15 protein-coding genes and 1 pseudogene are annotated in these 20,218 nt (G+C 64.5%); 9 read left to right on the forward strand and 7 right to left on the reverse strand.

The annotated features are described in order from the left end of the window. Positions 1-87: 87 nt before the first annotated feature. Positions 88-981 (forward strand): PA4780 family RIO1-like protein kinase, encoded by an 894-nt coding sequence (locus tag L6D75_RS14985; protein WP_176513033.1) that lies wholly within the window; start codon positions 88-90, stop codon positions 979-981. A gap of 137 nt (positions 982-1,118) precedes the next feature. Here the strand turns inward: L6D75_RS14985 and L6D75_RS14990 are convergent, their stop codons facing one another. From L6D75_RS14990 to L6D75_RS15010, 5 genes are all read right to left on the reverse strand, one after another. Continuing rightward, a complete protein-coding gene (locus L6D75_RS14990; RefSeq protein ID WP_176513031.1) occupies positions 1,119-1,661 on the reverse strand; it encodes an NMCC_0638 family (lipo)protein in 543 nt (180 codons plus the stop codon). Positions 1,662-1,950: 289 nt separating this feature from the next. After that, positions 1,951-2,523 carry a helix-turn-helix domain-containing protein gene (locus L6D75_RS14995; RefSeq protein ID WP_176513029.1) on the reverse strand — a complete coding sequence of 191 codons (573 nt, stop codon included), beginning with the start codon at positions 2,521-2,523 and terminating at the stop codon, positions 1,951-1,953. Between the two features lie 41 nt (positions 2,524-2,564). Continuing rightward, positions 2,565-4,985, reverse strand: a complete 2,421-nt coding sequence (locus L6D75_RS15000; protein WP_176513027.1) for a TonB-dependent receptor — start codon at positions 4,983-4,985, stop codon at positions 2,565-2,567. Between the two features lie 93 nt (positions 4,986-5,078). After that, complete coding sequence (locus L6D75_RS15005) at positions 5,079-6,056, reverse strand: FecR domain-containing protein (protein WP_176513025.1); 978 nt, start codon at positions 6,054-6,056, stop codon at positions 5,079-5,081. Then, positions 6,057-6,572 (reverse strand): sigma-70 family RNA polymerase sigma factor, encoded by a 516-nt coding sequence (locus L6D75_RS15010; protein ID WP_176513023.1) that lies wholly within the window; start codon positions 6,570-6,572, stop codon positions 6,057-6,059. A 237-nt stretch (positions 6,573-6,809) separates the two neighbouring features. Between L6D75_RS15010 and L6D75_RS15015 the strand changes: the two genes are divergently transcribed. The 6 genes from L6D75_RS15015 to L6D75_RS15040 all read left to right on the forward strand — a co-directional run bounded on the left by L6D75_RS15015 (position 6,810) and on the right by L6D75_RS15040 (position 14,077). After that, entirely contained in the window at positions 6,810-8,921 is a 2,112-nt protein-coding gene (locus L6D75_RS15015) for a TonB-dependent receptor (RefSeq protein WP_371871943.1), read from the forward strand. Positions 8,922-9,111: 190 nt separating this feature from the next. Beyond that, positions 9,112-9,633: a GNAT family N-acetyltransferase gene (locus L6D75_RS15020; protein WP_176513019.1), complete on the forward strand. Its 522-nt coding sequence runs from the start codon at positions 9,112-9,114 to the stop codon at positions 9,631-9,633. Between the two features lie 150 nt (positions 9,634-9,783). Continuing rightward, entirely contained in the window at positions 9,784-10,758 is a 975-nt protein-coding gene (hemB, locus tag L6D75_RS15025; RefSeq protein ID WP_176513017.1) for a porphobilinogen synthase, read from the forward strand. An 88-nt stretch (positions 10,759-10,846) separates the two neighbouring features. Next, positions 10,847-12,349: a glycine betaine/L-proline transporter ProP gene (gene proP, locus L6D75_RS15030; protein ID WP_176513015.1), complete on the forward strand. Its 1,503-nt coding sequence runs from the start codon at positions 10,847-10,849 to the stop codon at positions 12,347-12,349. A 33-nt stretch (positions 12,350-12,382) separates the two neighbouring features. Further along, positions 12,383-13,288, forward strand: coding sequence for a LysR substrate-binding domain-containing protein (locus tag L6D75_RS15035; protein WP_176513013.1), 906 nt, complete (start codon positions 12,383-12,385; stop codon positions 13,286-13,288). 84 nt (positions 13,289-13,372) lie between these two features. After that, on the forward strand, positions 13,373-14,077 hold the full coding sequence (locus L6D75_RS15040) for an SDR family oxidoreductase (RefSeq protein ID WP_176513011.1): 705 nt from the start codon (positions 13,373-13,375) through the stop codon (positions 14,075-14,077). A 95-nt stretch (positions 14,078-14,172) separates the two neighbouring features. Here L6D75_RS15040 and L6D75_RS15045 read toward each other — a convergent pair whose 3' ends face one another. Together L6D75_RS15045 and treS are read right to left on the reverse strand one after the other, a co-directional pair. Then, complete coding sequence (locus L6D75_RS15045) at positions 14,173-14,802, reverse strand: riboflavin synthase subunit alpha (protein ID WP_176513009.1); 630 nt, start codon at positions 14,800-14,802, stop codon at positions 14,173-14,175. 161 nt (positions 14,803-14,963) lie between these two features. Further along, on the reverse strand, positions 14,964-17,030 hold the full coding sequence (gene treS / locus L6D75_RS15050; RefSeq protein WP_176513007.1) for a maltose alpha-D-glucosyltransferase: 2,067 nt from the start codon (positions 17,028-17,030) through the stop codon (positions 14,964-14,966). Between the two features lie 869 nt (positions 17,031-17,899). Between treS and tssI the strand changes: the two are divergent. Together tssI and L6D75_RS15060 are read left to right on the forward strand one after the other, a co-directional pair. After that, positions 17,900-19,436, forward strand: a pseudogene (gene tssI / locus L6D75_RS15055) (type VI secretion system tip protein TssI/VgrG); the annotation flags it as partial. A 175-nt stretch (positions 19,437-19,611) separates the two neighbouring features. Then, on the forward strand, positions 19,612-20,202 hold the full coding sequence (locus L6D75_RS15060; protein WP_176517995.1) for a DcrB-related protein: 591 nt from the start codon (positions 19,612-19,614) through the stop codon (positions 20,200-20,202). Positions 20,203-20,218: the final 16 nt, after the last annotated feature.

Below are 20,218 nucleotides of genomic sequence, written 5' to 3' on the forward strand. Positions count from 1 at the left end.
CCGGGTCTTGCATCAGACAGGCAAGCAGGAACTGCGTGGCTGTGAGAGGATGTCCGCCACCCCAGCCAGGACCCCGAATGCAGCCTGATGAAGACACCAAAACGAATCGAACCGCTGATTGAAGACGGCCTGGTCGACGAAGTACTGCGACCCCTGATGAGCGGTAAGGAAGCCGCCGTTTATGTTGTGCGCTGTGGTAACCAGGTGCGTTGCGCCAAGGTCTACAAGGAAGCCAACAAGCGCAGCTTCCGCCAGGCCGCCGAGTACCAGGAAGGGCGCAAGGTGCGTAACAGCCGCCAGGCCCGGGCCATGGCCAAGGGCAGCAAGTACGGGCGCAAGGAAGCCGAGGATGCCTGGCAGAACGCTGAAGTGGCGGCGCTGTTCCGCCTGGCCAATGCCGGCGTGCGGGTGCCCAAGCCGTTCGACTTCCAGGATGGCGTGCTGCTGATGGAGCTGGTGACCGACGCCGACGGCGACGCCGCGCCGCGCCTGAACGACGTGCACCTGGAAGCAGAGGAGGCACGCGAGCACCACGCCTTCGTCATTCGCCAGATCGTGCTGATGCTGTGTACCGGGCTGGTGCATGGCGACCTGTCCGAATTCAACGTGCTGCTCGGCCCTGAGGGCCCGGTGATCATCGACCTGCCGCAGGCGGTGGATGCGGCGGGCAACAACCATGCGTTCAGCATGCTGCAGCGCGACGTTGCGAACATGGCCCACTATTTCGGGCGCTTTGCCCCGGAGCTCAAGGGCACCCGCTATGCCCAGGAGATGTGGGCCCTGTACGAAGCCGGCGAGCTGCGCCCGGACAGTCCATTGACCGGCGAGTTTGCCGACGATGAACATGCCGCGGACGTGGTCGGCGTGATGCGCGAGATCGAGGCAGCGCAGCGCGAAGAGGCCCGCCGCCGTGAGGCACTGGCCGAGGCCGAACACGGGCCGATCAAGGGCGAGGAGCCGCCGCCGCCCTGGTTGCAGTGACAGGTTTCTGCACCGGCCTCATCGCGGATGAATCCGCTCCTACAGAAATCGCGGCAACATCTGGAAGTTGAGCACGATTGCTGTGGGAGCCGGCTTGCCGGCGATGAGGCCACTGCTGATAACCGCCAAGCTCGACTTTATTGACCGATGATTGCAGCCGAACCAAGCACCTGGAGGCCTGCGGACCCAGATGCAGAGGTTGTGAGGGTAAACAACAGTTTCAGGGGCGCGCCAGGAATTGACCATTGGTAGGCGTGAGTTTGAATGAGCCCTCTTTCGGGCGAGTGTATTTGCTCGGTTTTCACAGGTATGGAAACTAATGGGGCAGGCGCCGTGGCAACCAGGTGCGTAAACAATTTCAGGGAAGCTTCTGGATTTGCCCTGCGGACGTAGACGGCGCAAAGATTCTTGTCGCTAGGTAATGCCAGGACAATCGTTGCGGACTTGTCTGGTACAGGCCAGGCGTAACCCGCATAGCCGAAAAGAAACAGCACCGCCTTTTCGGCAGGAAGGCTGGGGATCGGTTTCAGTTTTTCTCGCAGTTCATCCAAGTTCATAAGATGTTTCATGCAAAGCGATAAGTAAGCTTTGGCGAATGAGGCGGCCTGATCATCATCTGTATCGGCAATGCAAACGTTCGCACTAAGCGCAATCAATAAGGCGGCGAGTAATTTATGCACTTGAATCCTCCCTGTATTCCATGAAGACGTCAGGCACGGATGCCCAAGTCATTAGCTGCGTTCAACGGCGTGCCGAGACTAGGGCGCTGCCACTACAGCTACAACGGGGAAGAAGCGGCAAAAATGTATTTGGGAAAGGGACTACAATAAAGGGTTTTAATTCTGATTCACTTGCGGCGCTGGTGGGCTGAGAAACCTCATTCCATGTGAACGACAGCAACCGGATCAAAGCGTTTTGGTGACAGTGCGTTGATGCGAAGTGAAGTCTGACACTCTTCTTTCGAGATGATCACGCCGGTGCCGACCTGTGCAAAATGTTCAGCAGATAACGGCAGGGCTGTGTCCCTTGAGCCTGATAGCTGACTGGCCTGTCCACTGCGAAATCAAGCTGGTCACCGGCCTCCATCACGTGCTGGTCCTCTCCATAGGTCACCCCTAGAGTACCCGTCACCACCCACAATCGCTGCCGATAAGGTTGCGAGTGCCAGCAGGGGTAGTCGATGCGTTGCCCAGGCGGCAAGTCGATTTCCACCAGTTCGCTGCCACTGGCCGGGTCCAGTTCCGCCACTTGTCGACGCACATAGCCGCTGGCTGGATCTCGCCAGGTGTCCTGCTCGGCCCTGCGGCGCAACGCCGATGCCCCCACCCCCTTGTCCTCGGCCAGCAACTGGCTCAAGGAAACCCCCAACCCCGACGCCAGCCGCCCCAGCACCGCTGCGGTGGGGCTGCTGCCCTGGCGTTCGATCTTGGAAATCATCGCCTTGCTCACTCCGGAGCGTTCGGCCAGTTGCGCCAGGCTGAGGCGCTGCTGGCCGCGCAGGTGGGCGAGGCGTTGGGCAATGGCTTGGTCGAGTGGGGTCATGGGTATTCACGGGCCTGGATGCGCAATGGCCCACAGCTTACTCAGAAATCGACGCTGGCGCTGAGCAACAGCGTGCGCGGCGCGCCTTGGGAGAACGCGCCGTAGGAGGCGACACCCGACCAGTACTGGCTATCGAACAGGTTCTGCACGGTGGCGCGAAAGGTGGTCGGGTGCTCGCCGATGCGGGTGCTGTAGCGTGCGCCGAGATCGGTGCGCGTCCAGCGCTCGACTTGCTGGGTGTTGCCCTGGTCGACGTACTGCTCGCCGGTATGGATGAGCCCGCCGGTCAAGGTCAGGTCTTCGACCCAGGGCGTATCCCATTCGGCCCAGAGGTTGGCCTGCAGGTTCGGCACGCCCACCGCCTTGTTGCCCTGGTTGGCCGCCACCCGGGTCTTGCGCAGGCGGGCATCGAGCAAGGTCACGCCGCCGAGCAGGCGGATGCCGGGCGCCACTTCGCCCAGCAGGTTCAGTTCTGCGCCGCGGTTGCGCTGTTCGCCCTGCACCGAGAAGCGGCCGTCGGCCAGCTCGCCCGAGGGCTTGGTGATCTGGAACAGGGCCAGGGTCGCCATGGCGGTGCCGTAGTCGATCTTCACGCCGACTTCGTGCTGGCGGGAAACGTAGGGCGCGAACACTTCGCCCGAGTTGCTCGCGGTGCTGGGCGCCACGTCGCCTTTGCTCAGGCCTTCGAGGTAGTTGTAGTAGAGCGAGAGGTTGTCCAGGGGCTTGACCAGCACCCCGAACAGCGGGGTGCTGCGGCGTTGGTCGTAGCGGCTGGCGACGCTGCCGTTGGCGGTGTAGTTGCGCGACTCGATGCGCTGCTGGCGCACACCTGCGGTGACCTGCAGGCGCTGCTCGAACAGCGACACGGTGTCGACCAGGGCGAGGCTGCTGAGCTCGCTGGCGGACACCTTGGCGGGGTCGGGGCGGGCGATGGCAGGCTTGGGGCGCTCGACCGGGTGGTAGATGTTGGACAGTATCGGCGCGCCGGAAAGGATGCCGCGCTTGAGCTCGTCACGGTAGCGGCTGGCCTGCAAGGCCATGCTGTGCGCCAGGGGCCCGGTGTCGAAGCGCAGGCGCGCGCCGCCATCGAGCGTGTAGCGCTGCACATCGAACCGGTAATAGCCAGGGATGGAGGCGGTTTTGCCGGCGCTGTCGATCAGCGTCGGGGTCTGGTCGGACAGCCGGCTCACCCGGGACTTGCCGCCGCCTGCGTGGGCAAACAGGGTCAAGGCATCGCTGGCATCGTACTCGCCGCTGAACAGCCGCGAGCGGTCATCGGTGGTCGAGGTGCCCCAGGCCTGGCTGACATTGGTGCGGCCATTGGCGGCAGGCGGAATTGGCACGCCCTGGGCAATCAGGAACGGTCGCGAGGCGGCATCCAGGGTTTCGCGCTGGTCGATCAGGTCAAGGCTGGTGCGCAGGCGCTCGCCGCGGTAATCCAGCGACAGCGCGCCGATGCCGACCTTGCGCGACTGCGCGTCGATGGCCGTGTCGCCTTGCTGCAGGCTGCCGTTGAAGCGCACGCCAAAGCGCCGCTGCTCGCCGAAGCGGCGGCTGATGTCCAGGTGGTTGCCCAGCTGCGTGTCGAGGGCAAGGCTTGCGGTGTAACGGGTCAGGTCGTCGGCCAGCGAACGCTTGGGCACCACGTTGATCACGCCGCCCACGGTGCTGTTGGGCGACATGCCGTAGAGCAGGGTGCCCGGGCCCTTGATGACCTCGATGCGCTCGGCGTAGTCGGTGAACACCCGGTAGTTCGACGCCACGCCATACACGCCATCGAAGGCCAGCTCGCCCAGGTTGCCCTCGCCAACCGGGAAGCCACGGATGAAGAACGAATCGACGATGCCGCCCGCCTGCCCGGTGGCGCGCACCGAGGCGTCGCGCTCGAGCAGGTCGGCGACGGTGGTGGCCTGCTGGTCGCGGATCAGCGTGGCGGTGTAGTTGCTGATGCTCAGCGGGGTGTCCAGCACATCGCGGTTGCCCAGCAGGCCAAGGCGCCCGCCGAGCGCCGCCTGGCCGCCCGGGTAGGCGGGCGCCAGGCCGTCTTCCAGGCCAGCGGGGGCCAGGCCGTTGACGGCGGTGTCGGAGAGGGTGACCTGGCGCAGTGCCAGGGTGTAGCTGCCGTCGTCGCGCAGCAGCATCTGCAGGTTGCTACCGGCCAACAGGCGCGTCGCGGCTTGCTGGGCCGTGCAGGTAGCGACCAGGCCGGGGCTTGCCAGCCCTTCGGTCAGCGCCGGCTGGAACGACAGGGCAATGCCGGCGTCCACGGCAAAGCGCGACAAGGTGGCGCCCAGCGGGCCTGGCGCGATGTTGTACCGGCGAGCCTCGACGCTGTTCAGCTGCGCTGCGGGTTCGGCCAGGGCCTGCGGGCATGCCGGCGCCCCTAGCGCCAGGCTCAGCAACGCACTGCGGATCACCGGTTTGAGTGGCGGGGCCGGACGCAGGGTGCGCGCGAGGAGCATGGATACGGGGCCTCATGGGTGACGATGGGAAAGGGCTTTGCCCATATGCCAGCCGAGCGCGAAAAAAGTATCAGCGCCGGGCCGAATTTTTTCTCAGCCGGGGGCCAGGGTCACCCAAAGCCCGCCCAGGTGCGCGGCCACCGTGATGCCGTAGGTGTTGGCCAGCATGTTCAGCGTGCGCGGGGTGTCGCTGATCGGGTAGGCGCCGGAAACCTGCAGGTTGGCGATGGCCGGGGCGCAGCGGACCACGCCGCGGCGGTAGCGCGCCAGTTCCGCGGCGAAGTCGGCCAGGCGCATCCTGTCGGCCATCAGCATGCCTTGGGCCCAGGCGCTGACATGCGCGTCGGTGGCAGCCACAGGGCCGAAGGCCTGGGCCGAGAAGGCCGTGCGCTGGCCGGCCTTGACCAGCCGTGGCGGGGCTTGGCGATTGCCTGCCAGCACCACGCTCACCGCCCCGTCGAGCACCGCCAGCTGGGTACGCTGCTGTAGCTCGCGCACGGTAAAGCGCGTGCCCAGGGCCTGCATGCTGCCGTGGGCGCTGGCCACCAGAAACGGCCGCGCCTGCGCTGCCGGGTCGGCGGCGGTCTGCACCAGGATCTCGCCGGCGCGCAGGCGCACCAGCCGCTGGTTGGCATCGAACAGCACGTCGATGGCGCTATCGGTATTGAGGGTGACGTGCGAGCCATCGGCCAGGGTCAGCTCGCGGCGCTCGCCGACCGCGCTGTGGTAGTCGGCCGTCCAAGCCTGCCGGCGGCTCAGCTGCCAGCCACCCCAGCCGGCCGGCAACACGGCCAGCAGCGCCGCCAGCTTGAGGATCGCCGCGCGCCGCTGCGGGCTGCGCGGGCGGTCGAGCACGCTCAGTGCCAGCGCCTGCGGCAGGCCGCCCATGCGGCTTTGCAGCAACTGCGCGCGGGCCCAGGCGGCGCTGCGCTCGGGGCTGCTGGCCTGCCAGCGCTGCCATTCGGCCCGCGCGCAGGCATCGAGCTCGCCCTCGCTCCAGCGCACCAGCCATTCGGCGGCTTCTTCCAGGGCCTTGGGGTCGAGCACGGCGCTGCTGCCTGGCAAGGCCATTCACTCCACCAGCAACAGGCATTGCACGAACGCCTGCTTCATGTAGCGCTTCACCGTGATCAGCGAGACGCCCAGCTGTTCGGCGATGTCGTGGTACTTCAGGCCGCCGATCTGCGACAGCAGGAAGGCGCGTTTGACCAGTGGCGGCAGCGCATCGAGCATGTGGTCGATCTGGTGCAGGGTTTCCAGCACCACGTAGCGCAACTCAGGGGAGGGCACTTGCTGCGGTGGCAAGCTGCTCAGCGCCTCCAGGTAGGCGCGCTCCAGCGCCTTGCGCTGGTACCAGTTGACGAGGATGCCCTTGGCCACGCAACTGAGGTAGGCCCGTGGCTGCTCGATGCTGGTGACGCGCGAGGCGAGCACGCGGGTGAAGGTGTCGTGGGTGAGGTCCGCGGCATCCATGGCATTGCCCAGTTTTTTCTTCAGCGTCTCGAACAGCCAGCCATGGTGGCCGCTGTACAGCGCTTCGATGGCGCGCAGGTGGGCGTGAGGGTCGGCGGGGAGGGGTTCGCGCATGGCTGCCGCTTTGTTGTAATTGAGAATTATTGGCAATGGTAGAGGTATCGCGTTTGCCGGGCAAGGGTGGGGGTGGCGACCCTGCGAATAAAATTTGTGCGCCGGGGTGATACTTTTTCCGCGCCTGGCTGGCAATGGGAGTGATTAGCATTTTCCCTTGCCGAAAAGGACCCCCACGCCATGCCAGTTGTCCGCCGTCCCCTTGCCGGGAGTGCTTCGCTCACCCTGCGCACGTCCATGCTGAATTTCGTCTTGCTCGCAGGCAGTGCCAGTGCCTGGGCCGCAGAGGGCCCGCAAGCGCTGGTGCTCGACACCACCAACGTCGACGCCACGGCCTTCGCCCCAACCTTGCCCGAGGCCTTGCCCGGCGGCCAGGTGGCCCGTGGCGCGCGCCTCGGGATGCTGGGCAACAAGGACGTGATGGACACCCCCTTCAGCGTCACCAGCTACACCGCCAAGACCCTCGCCGACCTGCAGACGGTGACGGTCGCCGATGCCCTGGAGCGCGACCCCTCGGTGCGCTCCACCGGGCAGGCCGGCGGTATCGTCGACTCGTTCTTCATTCGCGGCTTCCCGGTCGGCGAGGGCAACCTTGGCGAGCTGGCCTTCGATGGCGTGTACGGCGTGGCGCCCAACTACCGGGTGTTCACCGAGTACGCCGAGCGGGTCGAGGTGCTCAAAGGCCCCGGTGCGCTGATGTACGGCATTTCGCCGAACAGCGGGGTAGGCGGGGTGATCAACATCGTGCCCAAACGCCCGCTGGACGAAGACCTGACCCGCTTCACCGCCTCCTACGCCATGGATTCCCAGGTCGGTGGCCACCTGGATGTCAGCCGCCGCTTTGGTGACGAAAACCAGTTCGGCGTGCGCTTCAACGGCAACCTGCAAGGCGGCGACACCGCCGTCGACGACCAGCACCGCGACCTTGGCATCGGCGCCATCGCCCTGGACTACCGCGGCGAGCGGCTGCGCCTGAACCTTGACTTCATCAGCCAGAAGGAAAGCTTCGAAGGCGCCTCGCGGCCCTTCACCATCGCCCCGGGCGTGGAGGTGCCGTCAGCGCCGAACGGCCGCACCAACCTGCCCCAGGATTGGGGCTGGTCCGACACCAAGGAGCAGTCGGCGCTGCTGGGCGGCGAGTACGACCTGAGCGATTCGCTCACCCTGTTCGCCCATGCCGGCGGCGGCAAGTCGGACGTCAAGCGCATGTCCGACCAGGTGCCGAGAATCCTCAACGAGGCAGGCGATACCAGCAACATTCCCGGCTACTACAAGTTCAACGTCGACCGCTCCACGGCCGACATCGGCCTGCGCGGGGTGTTCAACACCGGGCCGATCAGCCACACCACCACGGTGATGGCGACCACCTACCAGGATGAGCTGTCGCGCGGGATCAACAACGGCAGCGAGATCCGCTCGAACATCTACCACCCGGTGGAGGTGCCCAAGCAATACATCAACGCACCCAAGGTGCTGCGCGTTTCCGAATCGCAGCTGTCCGGCGTGGCGCTGACCGACACCTTGTCGATGCTCGATGACCGCTTCCAGCTGACCCTCGGGGTACGCCGGCAGGACATCGAATCGCGCAACTACAGCGCCACAGGTGCGGTGAGCTCGAAGTACGACGACAGCGCGACCACCCCGCTGGTCGGCGTGGTGGTCAAGCCCTGGGACAACGTGGCGCTCTACTACAACTACGTCGAGGGCCTGAGCAAAGGCGATATCGCCCCCGGCACTGCGGCCAACGCCGGTGAGACCTTCGCCCCTTACGAGTCGAAGCAGCACGAGGTCGGCGTGAAGTACGAGCTGGGCACGTTCATGACCACCCTGGCGCTGTTCCAGATCGAAAAGCCCAGTGGCGAAATCGGCGCGGGCAATGTGTTTTCGGTGCAGGCCGAGCAGCGCAACCGCGGCATCGAATGGAGCGTGTTCGGCGAAGTGGCGCCCGGCACGCGCCTGATGGGCGGGGTGACGCTGCTCGATGGCGAGCTGACCAAATCGGCCACCGCCGCCAACCGTGGCAACAAGCCGGTGGGCGTGCCTGACGTGCAGGCCAACCTGTGGGCCGAATGGGATACCCCCTGGCTCGAAGGGTTCACCTTGACCGGCGGTGCCATCTACACCGACCGCCAGTACGTCAACCAGGCCAATACCCAGCAGCTGGACGCCTGGACCCGGTTCGATGCCGGCGCCCGTTACGCGACGAAGATCGATGGCCGCCCGACCACCTTCCGGGCCACCGTGCAGAACGTCTTCGACCGCGAGTACTGGTCTGGCGTGGCCTCCTACGGCGCCTTCTCCCCAGGCTACCCGCGTACCCTGCAGCTTTCGGCCACGGTCGATTTCTAACAGCCCCCCAAAAATCATTGTGGGAGCCGGCTTGCCGGCGATGAGGCCAGTGCAGACAACCTCATCTGCCTGCCAGGCCCTATCGCCGGCAAGCCGGCTCCCACAAAGAGGCTGTGCCCCGCAGGACTTCTCAGTCCGTTCACTATCTGATACAAAACGTATCTCATAGTGATCGACCTGAGTATCCGTCATGCGCCTCATCCACTGCAGCGAAGAACGCCACGCCGAGGCCATTCTCGCCATCTTCAACCACGCCATCCTCAACTCCACGGCTTTGTACGACTACAAGCCGCGCGAACCCGCGTCGATGGTCGAGTGGTTCGCTGCCAAGCGCCGCAACGGCTTGCCGGTGATCGGTTTCGAAGACGCGCAGGGCACCTTGCTGGGCTTCGCCAGCTACGGCCCGTTCCGCGACCGCCCGGCCAACAAGTACAGCGTCGAGCACTCGGTCTACGTGCACCACGCGTGCCGTGGCATGGGCCTGGGCAAGCGCCTGCTCGGCGAACTGATCGAGATCGCGACCCAGCGCGAGGTGCATGTGATGGTCGGCGGTATCGATGTGGCCAACCAGGCCTCCATTGCCCTGCATGAAGGCCTGGGTTTCGAACCGGCAGGCGTTATCCGCGAGGCGGCATACAAGTTCGGCCAGTGGCTGGACCTGGCGTTCTACCAGAAGATCCTGCCCACCCCGCTTGAGCCCAGCGAAGGCTGACTGCGGCGCGGTTGGCCTGAAGGGCCTCTTCGCGGGGCACTGGAAAAATGCGCTACTGCACCTGGCGCAATACACAATCTCCTCATCCGCCCTTTTCACTGGCGCCCAACAGGCATATGGTGTACGCCGTCCATATTCCCTGGAGCTGTCATGTCCAACCGTTTCCCGTCCGTCCGCCCCCGCCGCCTGCGCCAGAACGAATCGCTGCGCACTATTTTCCAGGAGACGGAATTCCGCCTCGAAGACCTGATCCTGCCGATCTTCGTCGAGGAAGGCATCGATGACTTCGTGCCGATCACCAGCATGCCTGGGGTCAACCGCATCCCTGAAAAACGGCTGGCCCAGGAAATCGAACGCTACGCCCGCGCCGGCATCAAGTCGGTGATGACCTTCGGCGTTTCCCACCACCTCGATGCCACCGGCAGCGACACCTGGAACGAAAACGGCCTGGTCGCGCGCATGGCGCGCATCTGCAAGGATACCGTGCCAGAGATGGTGGTGATGTCCGACACCTGCTTCTGCGAATACACCAGCCACGGCCACTGCGGCGTGCTGCACGACCATGGCGTGGACAACGACGCGACCCTGGCCAACCTTGGCAAGCAGGCCGTGGTGGCCGCGGCAGCCGGTGCCGACTTCATCGCCCCGTCGGCGGCGATGGACGGCCAGGTCCAGGCCATCCGTGGCGCGCTGGATGCCGCAGGCTTCCACGACACCGCGATCATGGCCTATTCCACCAAGTTCGCCTCCTCGCTCTACGGCCCGTTCCGTGAAGCCGGCGGCACCACCCTCAAGGGTGACCGCAAGGCCTACCAGATGAACCCGATGAACCGCCGCGAAGCGGTGCGCGAGTCGCTGCTCGACGAGCAGGAAGGGGCCGATGTGCTGATGGTCAAGCCGGCCGGCGCCTACCTCGACGTGATCGCCGACATCCGCGCCGCCTCGCGCCTGCCGCTGGCGGCGTACCAGGTCAGCGGCGAGTACGCGATGATCAAGTTCGGCGGCCTGGCCGGTGCCATCGACGAAGGCCGTGTGGTGCGCGAGAGCCTGGGCGCGATCAAGCGTGCCGGCGCCGACCTGATCCTCACCTACTTCGCCATGGACCTGGCGCGCGAGGGCATCTGACCTTTGCCGCGAGAAATCGCTGAGCGTGGAATTATTTAGTGTCCCTGCGGTTCTGATGCCAGAGAGGCTCAGCCACAGGGACACTGGGATGAAATCACGCAAGAAAACCGTCAAGCCGATCGGCTTGAAAGACATCACCATCGTTGACGATGCCAAGATGCGCAAGGCGATCACCGCCGCGGCGCTGGGCAACGCCATGGAATGGTTCGACTTCGGCGTCTATGGCTTTGTCGCCTATGCCCTGGGCAAGGTGTTCTTCCCCAACGCCGACCCCAGCGTGCAGATGATCGCAGCGCTAGCCACCTTCTCGGTGCCGTTCCTGATCCGCCCGTTGGGCGGGTTGTTCTTCGGCGCCCTGGGCGACCGCTTCGGCCGGCAGAAGATCTTGGCCGCGACCATCGTGATCATGTCGCTCAGCACCTTCGCCATCGGCCTGATACCGTCCTACGCCTCGATCGGCATCTGGGCGCCGATCCTGCTGTTGCTGGCGAAAATGGCCCAGGGCTTCTCGGTCGGCGGGGAGTACACCGGCGCCTCGATCTTCGTTGCCGAGTACGCACCCGACCGCAAGCGCGGCTTCCTCGGCAGCTGGCTGGACTTCGGCTCGATCGCAGGCTTCGTGCTCGGGGCCGGGGTGGTGGTGCTGATTTCCGCCACCCTCGGCGAGGAGAAATTCCTCGAATGGGGCTGGCGCCTGCCGTTCTTCCTGGCCCTGCCACTGGGCATCATCGGCCTGTACCTGCGCCATGCGCTGGAGGAAACACCGGCCTTCCAGCAGCACGTCGACAAGCTCGAGCAAGGCGACCGCGAGGGCCTGGCATCGGGGCCCAAGGTGTCGTTCAAGGAGGTGGCGACCCAGCACTGGCGCAGCCTGGTGACCTGCATCGGGGTGGTGATCGCCACCAACGTCACCTACTACATGCTGCTCACCTACATGCCCAGCTACCTGTCGCACAACCTGCACTACAGCGAAGACCACGGCGTGCTGATCATCATCGCGATCATGGTCGGCATGCTCTTCGTGCAGCCGGTGATCGGCCTGCTCAGCGACAAGTGGGGCCGCCGGCCATTCATCATCGTCGGCAGCGTCGGCTTGTTCGCCCTGGCCATCCCGGCCTTCATGCTGATCAACAGCGGCGTGCTCGGGGTGATCTTCGCCGGCTTGCTGATCATCGCCGTGCTGCTGAACTTCTTCATCGGCGTGATGGCCTCGACCTTGCCGGCGATGTTCCCCACCCATATCCGCTACAGCGCCCTGGCCAGCGCCTTCAACATCTCGGTGCTGATCGCCGGCCTCACCCCGACCCTGGCCGCCTGGCTGGTGGAAAGCACGGGCGACCTGTACATGCCGGCCTACTACCTGATGGTGATCGCCGCCATCGGCCTGGTCACCGGGCTGACCATGAAGGAAACCGCCAACAAGCCCCTGCGCGGCGCTGCCCCGGCGGCCTCGGACATCGAAGAGGCGCGCGAACTGCTGCAGGAGCACCACGACACCATCGAGCAGAAGATCGAGGACATCGACGAGCAGATCGCCGAGCTCGAGGCCAAGCGTAAACTGCTGGTGCAGCAGCACCCACGGATCGAGTAAGGTGTGGGTGTTTCCACTCAGTAGATAAACTTCATGGCCGATGGCTTCTCGGCGTTGCCACCGCTCAATGCCCTGCGGGTGTTCGAGGTGGTGGCGCGCCACCTCAACTTTCGCCTGGCCGCCGACGAACTGGGGGTGACCCAGGCGGCGGTGGCGCAGCAGATTCGTGGGCTTGAGGCCAACCTTGGGCTCAAGCTGTTCGACCGCCTGCCCAGGGGCCTGGGCCTGACCGGGGCCGGCCAGCGCTACAGCGCCGACATCCGCAGCGCCTTCGCCCTGATCGCCAGCGCCACCCAGGCGCTGCGCCCGGACGGTGCGCAACTGACCGTCAGCGTGACCCCGACCTTCGCCGCCAAATGGCTGATCCCGCGCTTGTCATCCTTCACCGCGCAGCATCCGCACATCGACCTGCAGGTGCTGGCCACCGACCGCCTTTCGCAGCTTCGCCCCGAGGGCGTGGACCTGGCCGTGCGCTACGGCCGCCCGCCGTTCGGCCCGGCGCTGCAGACCGAGCTGTTGCTGCCCCAGCGCATCGTGGCGGTGGGCAGCCCGGCATTGCTCCAGGCGCAAGGCGCGCCAACGGACCTTGCGCAGTTGCAGCGTTACACCTTGCTGCACGACGCCCACAACTTCTGGCCCGACTTCATTGCCGAGGCGCTGCGCCAGCCACTGCAGGCGGCAGCGCGGAACGTGCGCTTCAACCAGACGGCGCTGGCCATCGATGCGGCGATTGCCGGGCAGGGGCTGGCCCTGGCCAGCTACTACTTCGTGCAGAGCGAGCTGGCCGCCGGGCGCCTGGCCCTGGCGTTCGACCACGAGCTGCACCTGGATCAGGCGTTCTACCTGGTGTGGCCACGCAATGCCCATCAGCCGCCGGCGCTGGCCACCGTGCGCAGCTGGCTGCTGCAGCAGGCAGTAGAATTTCTATCGACTAATTGAAGTTTGCCTGGCTCTCTGCTGGGGCGAGCCTGCTGCTAGGCTAACCCCCATCATTCATGCAGACGCACTCGACAAGGGGGCCTTATGGCAGTTGAAAAAGTGGCAATCGTGATCGCCGGTGGCAGCGGCATGGGCGCGGCATGCGCCCGGCGCCTGGCGGCAGACGGTTTCAAGGTCGGCATCCTGTCCTCGTCCGGCAAGGGCGAGGCGCTGGCGAAGGAACTGGGCGGTATCGGCGTGACCGGCAGCAACCGCAACACCGACGACATCCAGCGCCTGGTGGACGCGGTGGTCGGCCAATGGGGCCGCATCGACGTGCTGGTCAACAGCGCAGGCCACGGCCCGCGTGCGCCGATCCTGGAGATCAGCGACGAGGACTGGCACCTGGGCATGGAAACCTACCTGCTCAACGTGATTCGCCCGACCCGCCTGGTGACCCCGGTCATGCAGCGCCAGCAGGGCGGGGTGGTGATCAACATCTCCACCGCCTGGGCCTTCGAGCCGAGCGACATGTTCCCCACCTCGGCGGTGTTCCGCGCCGGGCTTGCGTCGTTCAGCAAGATCTTTGCCGACACCTATGCCGGCGACAACATCCGCATCAACAACGTGCTGCCGGGCTGGATCGACAGCCTGCCGGCCACTGACGCTCGGCGCGACAGCGTGCCGCTCAAGCGCTATGGCAAGGCGGAGGAAATCGCCGCCACCGTAGCCTTCCTGGCCAGCGAGGGCGGCGCGTACATCACCGGGCAGAACATCCGCGTCGATGGCGGGATTACCCGCAGCGTGTGATGTTGGCCGCACCGGCCCTATCGCCGGCAAGCCGGCTCCCACATTTACAGGCAGTGCTGTGCCTGTGGGAGCCGGCTTGCCGGCGATGAGGCCCTTCAGGGCAACAACTTTTCCCGAGCCAGGGTGTTTTTCAGCGTGCGCTCCACCACATCGACCAGCACCATGGTCTGGTGGTCCACCTCGATGTTGATCAGCTCGCCGGCCTTGTAGCGGGCGAAGGTGGTCTGGCGCAGGGTTTCCGGGATCAGGTTGATTTTCACCAGCGTGTCGTCCACATCGGCGACGGTCAGGCTGCAGCCATTGACCCCCAGAAACCCCCGCGCGAACACGTACTTGGCCCACTCCGGCGGCATGCGGAAGGTGATGAAGGCGCCGGTTTCTTCGATCGACAGCTCGACGATTTCGGCGGTGGTGGCGATGTGGCCGGCCATCAGGTGGCCGCCGACTTCGGCGTTCATCTTCGCCGACCGCTCGATGTTCACGCCTTGGCCGGCCTTGAAGAAGCGCAGGTTGGTGCGCTCCAGGGTGGCGGTCATGGCGTCGAACTTGACCTGGGTGCCGGCGATTTCGGTAACCGACAGGCAAGTGCCTTCGACGCTGACGCTGGCGCCGATCTTCAGCTCGTCGAGCAGCTCGGGGGTGAGCTCGACGGTGAACTCGTTGTGGCCCGGGTGAGTGGTTACCGCAAGAAGAGGGCGCACGGCCTGGACGATACCGGTGTACATGGGGGGCTCCTGGGCAGGGAAAGGAATGCCCGGGAAACTATGCCCCTGGGGCGGTAAATGCAAGTTGTCTGCTGCGGCCTCATCGCCGGCAAGCCGGCTCCCACATGGACCCCACAGTTTTCTGTAGGAGCCGGCTTGCCGGCGATAGGGCCGCAGCAGGCTCAAACATGCCCACTGCTGTTGACGATCCGCAAACACAGCGCCTCGAACGGGTCCAGGTTGATCATCAACCGCCCATCCTCGGTCAGGTCGCCCTCGACCGTCTCGTTGATCATGTCCACCACCGTCCCCGGCGTGAACCCGGTCAGCTGCAGCTCCTCGGCAATCACCGCCTGGCCGAAGTTCAGCGCGCTGATCTGTATCCCGCGCCCGGCCGGCAGCTCATGCACCATCACCAGCAACCCCGGGCTGCTGACCTCGGGCACCAGCACCTGGCGGCTGGTGGCGATGCCATAGGCCTGGCGCACGGCAAGCAGCTTCTTCACCTTGCTGGCAAACGAATCGGGGTTTTCCAGCTGGCTGTCGAGGCTGCCATACAGCGCGCGTGCCCGTGGCATGCCGCGCACCGACACCTCGGCCTGCGGCGCCAGCCCGGCCAGGTCATAGCCGCCGCGGTGGATCCAGCGGGTATCGCCATCGAGCATGCGCTCGGCCACCGACTCGGCCGGCAACGGCAGCGCGCCGACCATGTCCCAGCCCGACAGCGCCACCACCCCAGGCTGCATGGCGTTGTACATCACCAGCAGCAGGTGCACCTTCTGGATCTGCTCGATCTCGGCCGCGCCAAGCCGGTCCAGGTCGCGAATGCCCAGCGCCGCGGTGATCAGGCTGGCGGTGGTGCAGGAGATGCCATTGGTGACGAAGCGCAGGTTGTACGGCGCATGCTCGCCGGACAGGCGCTCGTAGATCTCTTCGCGAATGTGCTCGCGCAGGATGCTGCCGGGCAGGGTCTGGCCCTTGAACAGGTACATGTCATGGGCATGCAGGGTCCAGAAGTGCACCAGCTCGACAGTCAGCTCATCGTGGTTCTGCAGGGCGTGGATCAACGACGCCGGGTCGATGCCGAAGGCCTGCATCTCCTTGAGCATCAGGCGCAGGAACTCGGTGTCGCCGGTGAGCAAGGCATGCTGGTAGGCCGGGCGGGTAATGAAGTCGTAGGACAGGTCGGCGCCGCCCTTGGACATCTGCGCGATGTCGTCCAGGGTCAGGTTCAGCTCCTGGAAGCTGAAGCCCCCGGCCTTGCGGATCATGCCGCCGATCAGCTGGTTGCCGACGATCGACAGCGGGTGGCTCTCCGACCAGGCAGTGCCGCTGGCGCGGGTTTCCACGCCGAGAAAGCCGTTGGCGTCCAGGCGCAGGCCGCGCGCGCCCAGGCAGTCCAGCGCGTGCAAGGCATCGCCGATGATCATCTGTTGCGCGGCGAAGCTTGGGTCCAGCCAGTTGAGCGAGGGCTGGCCCTCCTTGAAGTAGTGCAGGTACACCCAGCGCCGGGTCTTGCCGTCGACCCCGGTGATCGGCGCGGTCACGCTCCAGTCGGTTTCCTTGACCCCCGGCTCGAAGAAGATCACCCGCTGCAGCTGGCCGACGATGTAGTGGCGCGCCTTGAGCTCGTCGCACTGGGCCGGCAGCAGGTTGAGCGCATCGCGCCCGGGCGGCACGTCCGGCAGCAACGGCCAGTCCTCCTCGCGGATCTCGACCATGTGGTAGAGCCCGGGGAACGCCTCATGGCCCAGCTCGGCCAGGCGAAAGTCCGCGCCCTTGCCGGTGTGCGAAGGGATCAGGTCGTCGATGGTCACGGCGTTGTGCGCCGCGGCCATGCGGCTCATCTGCACCAGCTCCTGTTCACTGCCGTAGAGCGGGTCGATGTCGAAGCTGATGCGGTCGAAGTTGCCGTCGATGCTGGGGGTGAAATCGCGCCCACGCACGCCGCCGGACTGCTTGATGGGGCCGGTGTGGATGCCTTGCACGCCCATGTCCGAGAGGCGCTTCCACAGCGCCTCGTGGCCCAGCGCGCTGAGCACCGAGTCGCCTTCGGGCGCAATGATGGCGTCGGGGTAGACGGTCAGCCACACTGAGGCGATTTCCGTGGCCCGGCGCGGCTGCGCCTCGGCGTAGGGGTTCTGCCACAGGCGTGACTGGCCGGAATACAAGCGCGCCCGCGCTTGCGAGGCCTTGAGCATGGAGCGGTCTTCGAGCCATTTGACGTATGACGGGTCGGGCTGGGTCATTTCGCGTCCTCGCTGCGGGTCGGCATGTGCTCAAGTTATGACGGTGTGCTGCGCGGAATGTTCGGTTGGGGAAGGTGGTTTGGCGTTGGATGTGTGTCGTTCATGAGATCGAGCGCCGCCCGCGCGGCGCATCGCGGATAAATCCGCTCCCACATTTGTTGCAACGTGCCTATGCCTGATAGGCCATGGTTGCCAGCCTTGTGAGTACGACGCGATTTTTTTGGGGGGCGCTGGGCTCGCCTGAATTTTTCGGCGGGCGCCAAAGGCGGACAACCATGGCCTGACAGACTGTGGCACGTTGCAACAAATGTGGGAGCGGATTTATCCGCGATGCGCCGCGCGGGCGGCGCTCGATCTCACGGCTACCCAAAAAGCCGTGACTAGCCCCTGGCAACACCAACACTGAACTAATCATTTGGCAGGAAAGGATAATTTGTAGCCTGATAATTCCATCGCTGCCCGGTAGCGCGGAGTCATCCGCGATAAAAGCACAACGCCAGAATAGCCATGTGCATGGCTGAAACCCGCACCGCAGCGGCACCGAGCCCCACGCCGGGTCATGTACCGGCACGCGTCGATCGCAGGCCATGTAGGAAATGGTGAATTCAGCCGTAGCCTATGCCCAGCAACCACCCTTCACCCTAAACACCACGTTCATTGTCAGCCCATTTCCCGCTCCCTAACCTGCGCCTCCTTCGCAACCAATGCGTGCCAAGGAGAGCGTGATGAGCATGGACCCAGGCGAGTGGCTGGCGCCCCAGCACCGTCGATTATTCAAGTTCCTGCACCCGGCAAAGCCGGCGGCGGTGTTGCTGCTGGAGCGCTTCAACGGCAGTGACGGCATGTCACAGGCGTTCGCCTACGAGCTGATGCTGATCAGCGACAATGCCCAGCTGCCGCTCAAGTCGATGATCGGCCAGCAGGTCAGTATCGAGATCGAGTTGGCCGATGCCGCGCCACGGTTCATCAACGGCTACCTCACGCGCTTTGCCAGCCTGGGCAGCGATGGTGCCCTGAACCGCTACAGTGCAACCCTCAAACCTTGGCTTTCACTGCTTGAGCACCGCATCGACACGCGTATCTTCCAGGACTGCACGGTGGAGGAGGTACTGCGCGAGGTATTTGCGTTGTACCCGCAATACGCCAGCTTCCGCTTCTGCCTGTACCGCCCGCAGAAGCGTCACAGCTACCTCACCCAATACCGCGAAAGCGACTTCAGCTTCATTCACCGCCTGCTCGAGCAGGCGGGCATGTTCTATCACTTCGAGCACAGCGCGCAGAGCCATGTGCTGGTTATCAGCGACACCTCGCGCTTGGCGGAGCAGCTGCCCGAGCAGCCGCACATTCGGTCACCGAAACTCGGTGACTGAAACCGCCGACGCCATCACGCGCTGGTGCGGCCATCGCCAGCTGGCGGCCGGCAAGTTCGCCCTGCAGACCTTCGACTATCGCCAGCCGCGCAACTTACTGCCGGTCATGATGAACAGCGTGAACGAGCAAGGCGATGTGCAATGCCTGGAGGTGTACGACCCTGGCCAATACACCCATGGCACCTACAACGACGGCGAGGCCTTGCTGCGCACGCGCCTGGAGGCGCTGGAAGTGCGCGCCAAATGGTTTGAAGGCGCCAGTAACTGCCGCGCCATGCGCCCGGGTCATAGTTTCGAATTGCTGCAACACCCGGCCCATACCGACACTCAGGTGGACGAGCGCGAATTCCTGTTGTTGAGCGTGGCCTGTGAAGGCCACAACAACTACCTCACCGGGCAGCAGGCCAGCTACTTCAACACCTTCACCTGCGTGCGCAAGAAGATCCCGTTTCGCCCCCAGGCCAACACCGCCCGCCCGGTCATCAACGGCCCGCAGACCGCCATCGTCGTCGGCCCGCCCGGCGAGGAAATCTTCACCGACGAACTGGGGCGGGTGAAGGTGCAGTTCCACTGGGACCGCCAGGGTGATTACAACGCCGGCAGCTCCAGCTGGGTGCGGGTGGCACAGGCCGGGGCCAGCGGTGGCTTCGGCAGCATCCAGATACCGCGGGTGGGTGACGAAGTGGTGGTGGTGTTCCTCGAGGGCAACCCCGACCGGCCTTTGGTCATCGGCAGCGTCTACAACATCGGCAACCCGCCGCCCTGGCCACTGCCGGCGAACAAGACCCAGAGCGGAATACTCACTCGCTCGATCAATGGCACGGGCCGTACCGCCAACTTTCTGCGCTTCGAAGACAAGGCCGGCGCCGAACAGGTCAGCCTGCACGCCGAACGAGACCTGTACACGGAAGTGGAGGCAGACGACAGGCTCATCGTTGGTGGCAACCGCACCATCAAAGTAACGGGCAAGCAGGCGCAAACCATCAGGCTGGAAACCAGTATTGCGGTGGAAGAAGGGTCTTACTTCGTCACTGTCGACCAGGGGCATATCAACTTGAGTGCCGCGCAGTCCATCACCCTCGAAGTGGGGAAGAGCAAGTTGGTGATGAACCAGGACGGGACCATCAAGTTGTCTGGCGTGGTGGTGGATGTGGATGGCAGCACGATCATCAATCTCAATAAATCCGAGTGAAGGGCAGGGAGCCGTCTTTATGTATCGCAAAAGTATCTACGACCGGATTTTCGAAAGGCGTGAGGAACAGGAACGCATCGAAAACGAACGCGTCGCACAAGAGGAGATGAAACCACCAGCGCCGCAGCGTTTCTTGGCGAATGAATTCAGTTTTGTACGGGCCTCGGATTTGAAAGATAAAACTTTTCATGTCTTTACACTGACAGACATAGGGCCGAGCCCTTTTTCATTAGTGGTCGGGCGCTCACCTGTGCATTCAGAAGATGATCTGGAAACCCTCGCCCAGCAGTTACTGGGTGAATTGAAAAAATCGCTTTCGCATGTGCAGTGGATACAGCCTATTTCACCGACGCAGGTGGCAGGAGTTGATGCGCGTTGCGTCGAGTTTCGGTGGCGGCAACAAGGCCAGCTAGTTCATCAGGTGCAGGTCATGTTTATGCACCACGATGAGCACAATCGCCCTTTACTCGTTCAGTTGACGGGAACCAGTAACCATCCGAAGGGTATGACGCCCGAAGAGCGGGGTGCGTTCGATGCTGTGGTTCAGAGCTTGGAGCTTCGCTCGCTCCCGGTTCAAGACGAGGCACCACAAAAGCCTAATGAGGCATGAGTGCCGCAGCGAGGCA

This window comes from Pseudomonas faucium (assembly GCF_021602585.1).
Taxonomy (GTDB): domain Bacteria; phylum Pseudomonadota; class Gammaproteobacteria; order Pseudomonadales; family Pseudomonadaceae; genus Aquipseudomonas; species Aquipseudomonas faucium.

Coding starts and splice junctions, on each gene's coding strand:
- proP (WP_176513015.1), top strand. CDS start 10,847: ATGAAATCACGCAAGAAAACCGTCAAGCCGATCGGCTTGAAAGACATC.
- L6D75_RS15035 (WP_176513013.1), top strand. CDS start 12,383: ATGGCCGATGGCTTCTCGGCGTTGCCACCGCTCAATGCCCTGCGGGTG.
- L6D75_RS15015 (WP_371871943.1), top strand. CDS start 6,810: ATGCTGAATTTCGTCTTGCTCGCAGGCAGTGCCAGTGCCTGGGCCGCA.
- L6D75_RS15000 (WP_176513027.1), bottom strand. CDS start 4,985: ATGCTCCTCGCGCGCACCCTGCGTCCGGCCCCGCCACTCAAACCGGTG.
- L6D75_RS15005 (WP_176513025.1), bottom strand. CDS start 6,056: ATGGCCTTGCCAGGCAGCAGCGCCGTGCTCGACCCCAAGGCCCTGGAA.
- L6D75_RS15045 (WP_176513009.1), bottom strand. CDS start 14,802: ATGTACACCGGTATCGTCCAGGCCGTGCGCCCTCTTCTTGCGGTAACC.
- L6D75_RS15060 (WP_176517995.1), top strand. CDS start 19,612: ATGTATCGCAAAAGTATCTACGACCGGATTTTCGAAAGGCGTGAGGAA.
- L6D75_RS14985 (WP_176513033.1), top strand. CDS start 88: ATGAAGACACCAAAACGAATCGAACCGCTGATTGAAGACGGCCTGGTC.
- L6D75_RS15040 (WP_176513011.1), top strand. CDS start 13,373: ATGGCAGTTGAAAAAGTGGCAATCGTGATCGCCGGTGGCAGCGGCATG.
- L6D75_RS15010 (WP_176513023.1), bottom strand. CDS start 6,572: ATGCGCGAACCCCTCCCCGCCGACCCTCACGCCCACCTGCGCGCCATC.
- treS (WP_176513007.1), bottom strand. CDS start 17,030: ATGACCCAGCCCGACCCGTCATACGTCAAATGGCTCGAAGACCGCTCC.
- L6D75_RS15020 (WP_176513019.1), top strand. CDS start 9,112: ATGCGCCTCATCCACTGCAGCGAAGAACGCCACGCCGAGGCCATTCTC.
- L6D75_RS14995 (WP_176513029.1), bottom strand. CDS start 2,523: ATGACCCCACTCGACCAAGCCATTGCCCAACGCCTCGCCCACCTGCGC.
- hemB (WP_176513017.1), top strand. CDS start 9,784: ATGTCCAACCGTTTCCCGTCCGTCCGCCCCCGCCGCCTGCGCCAGAAC.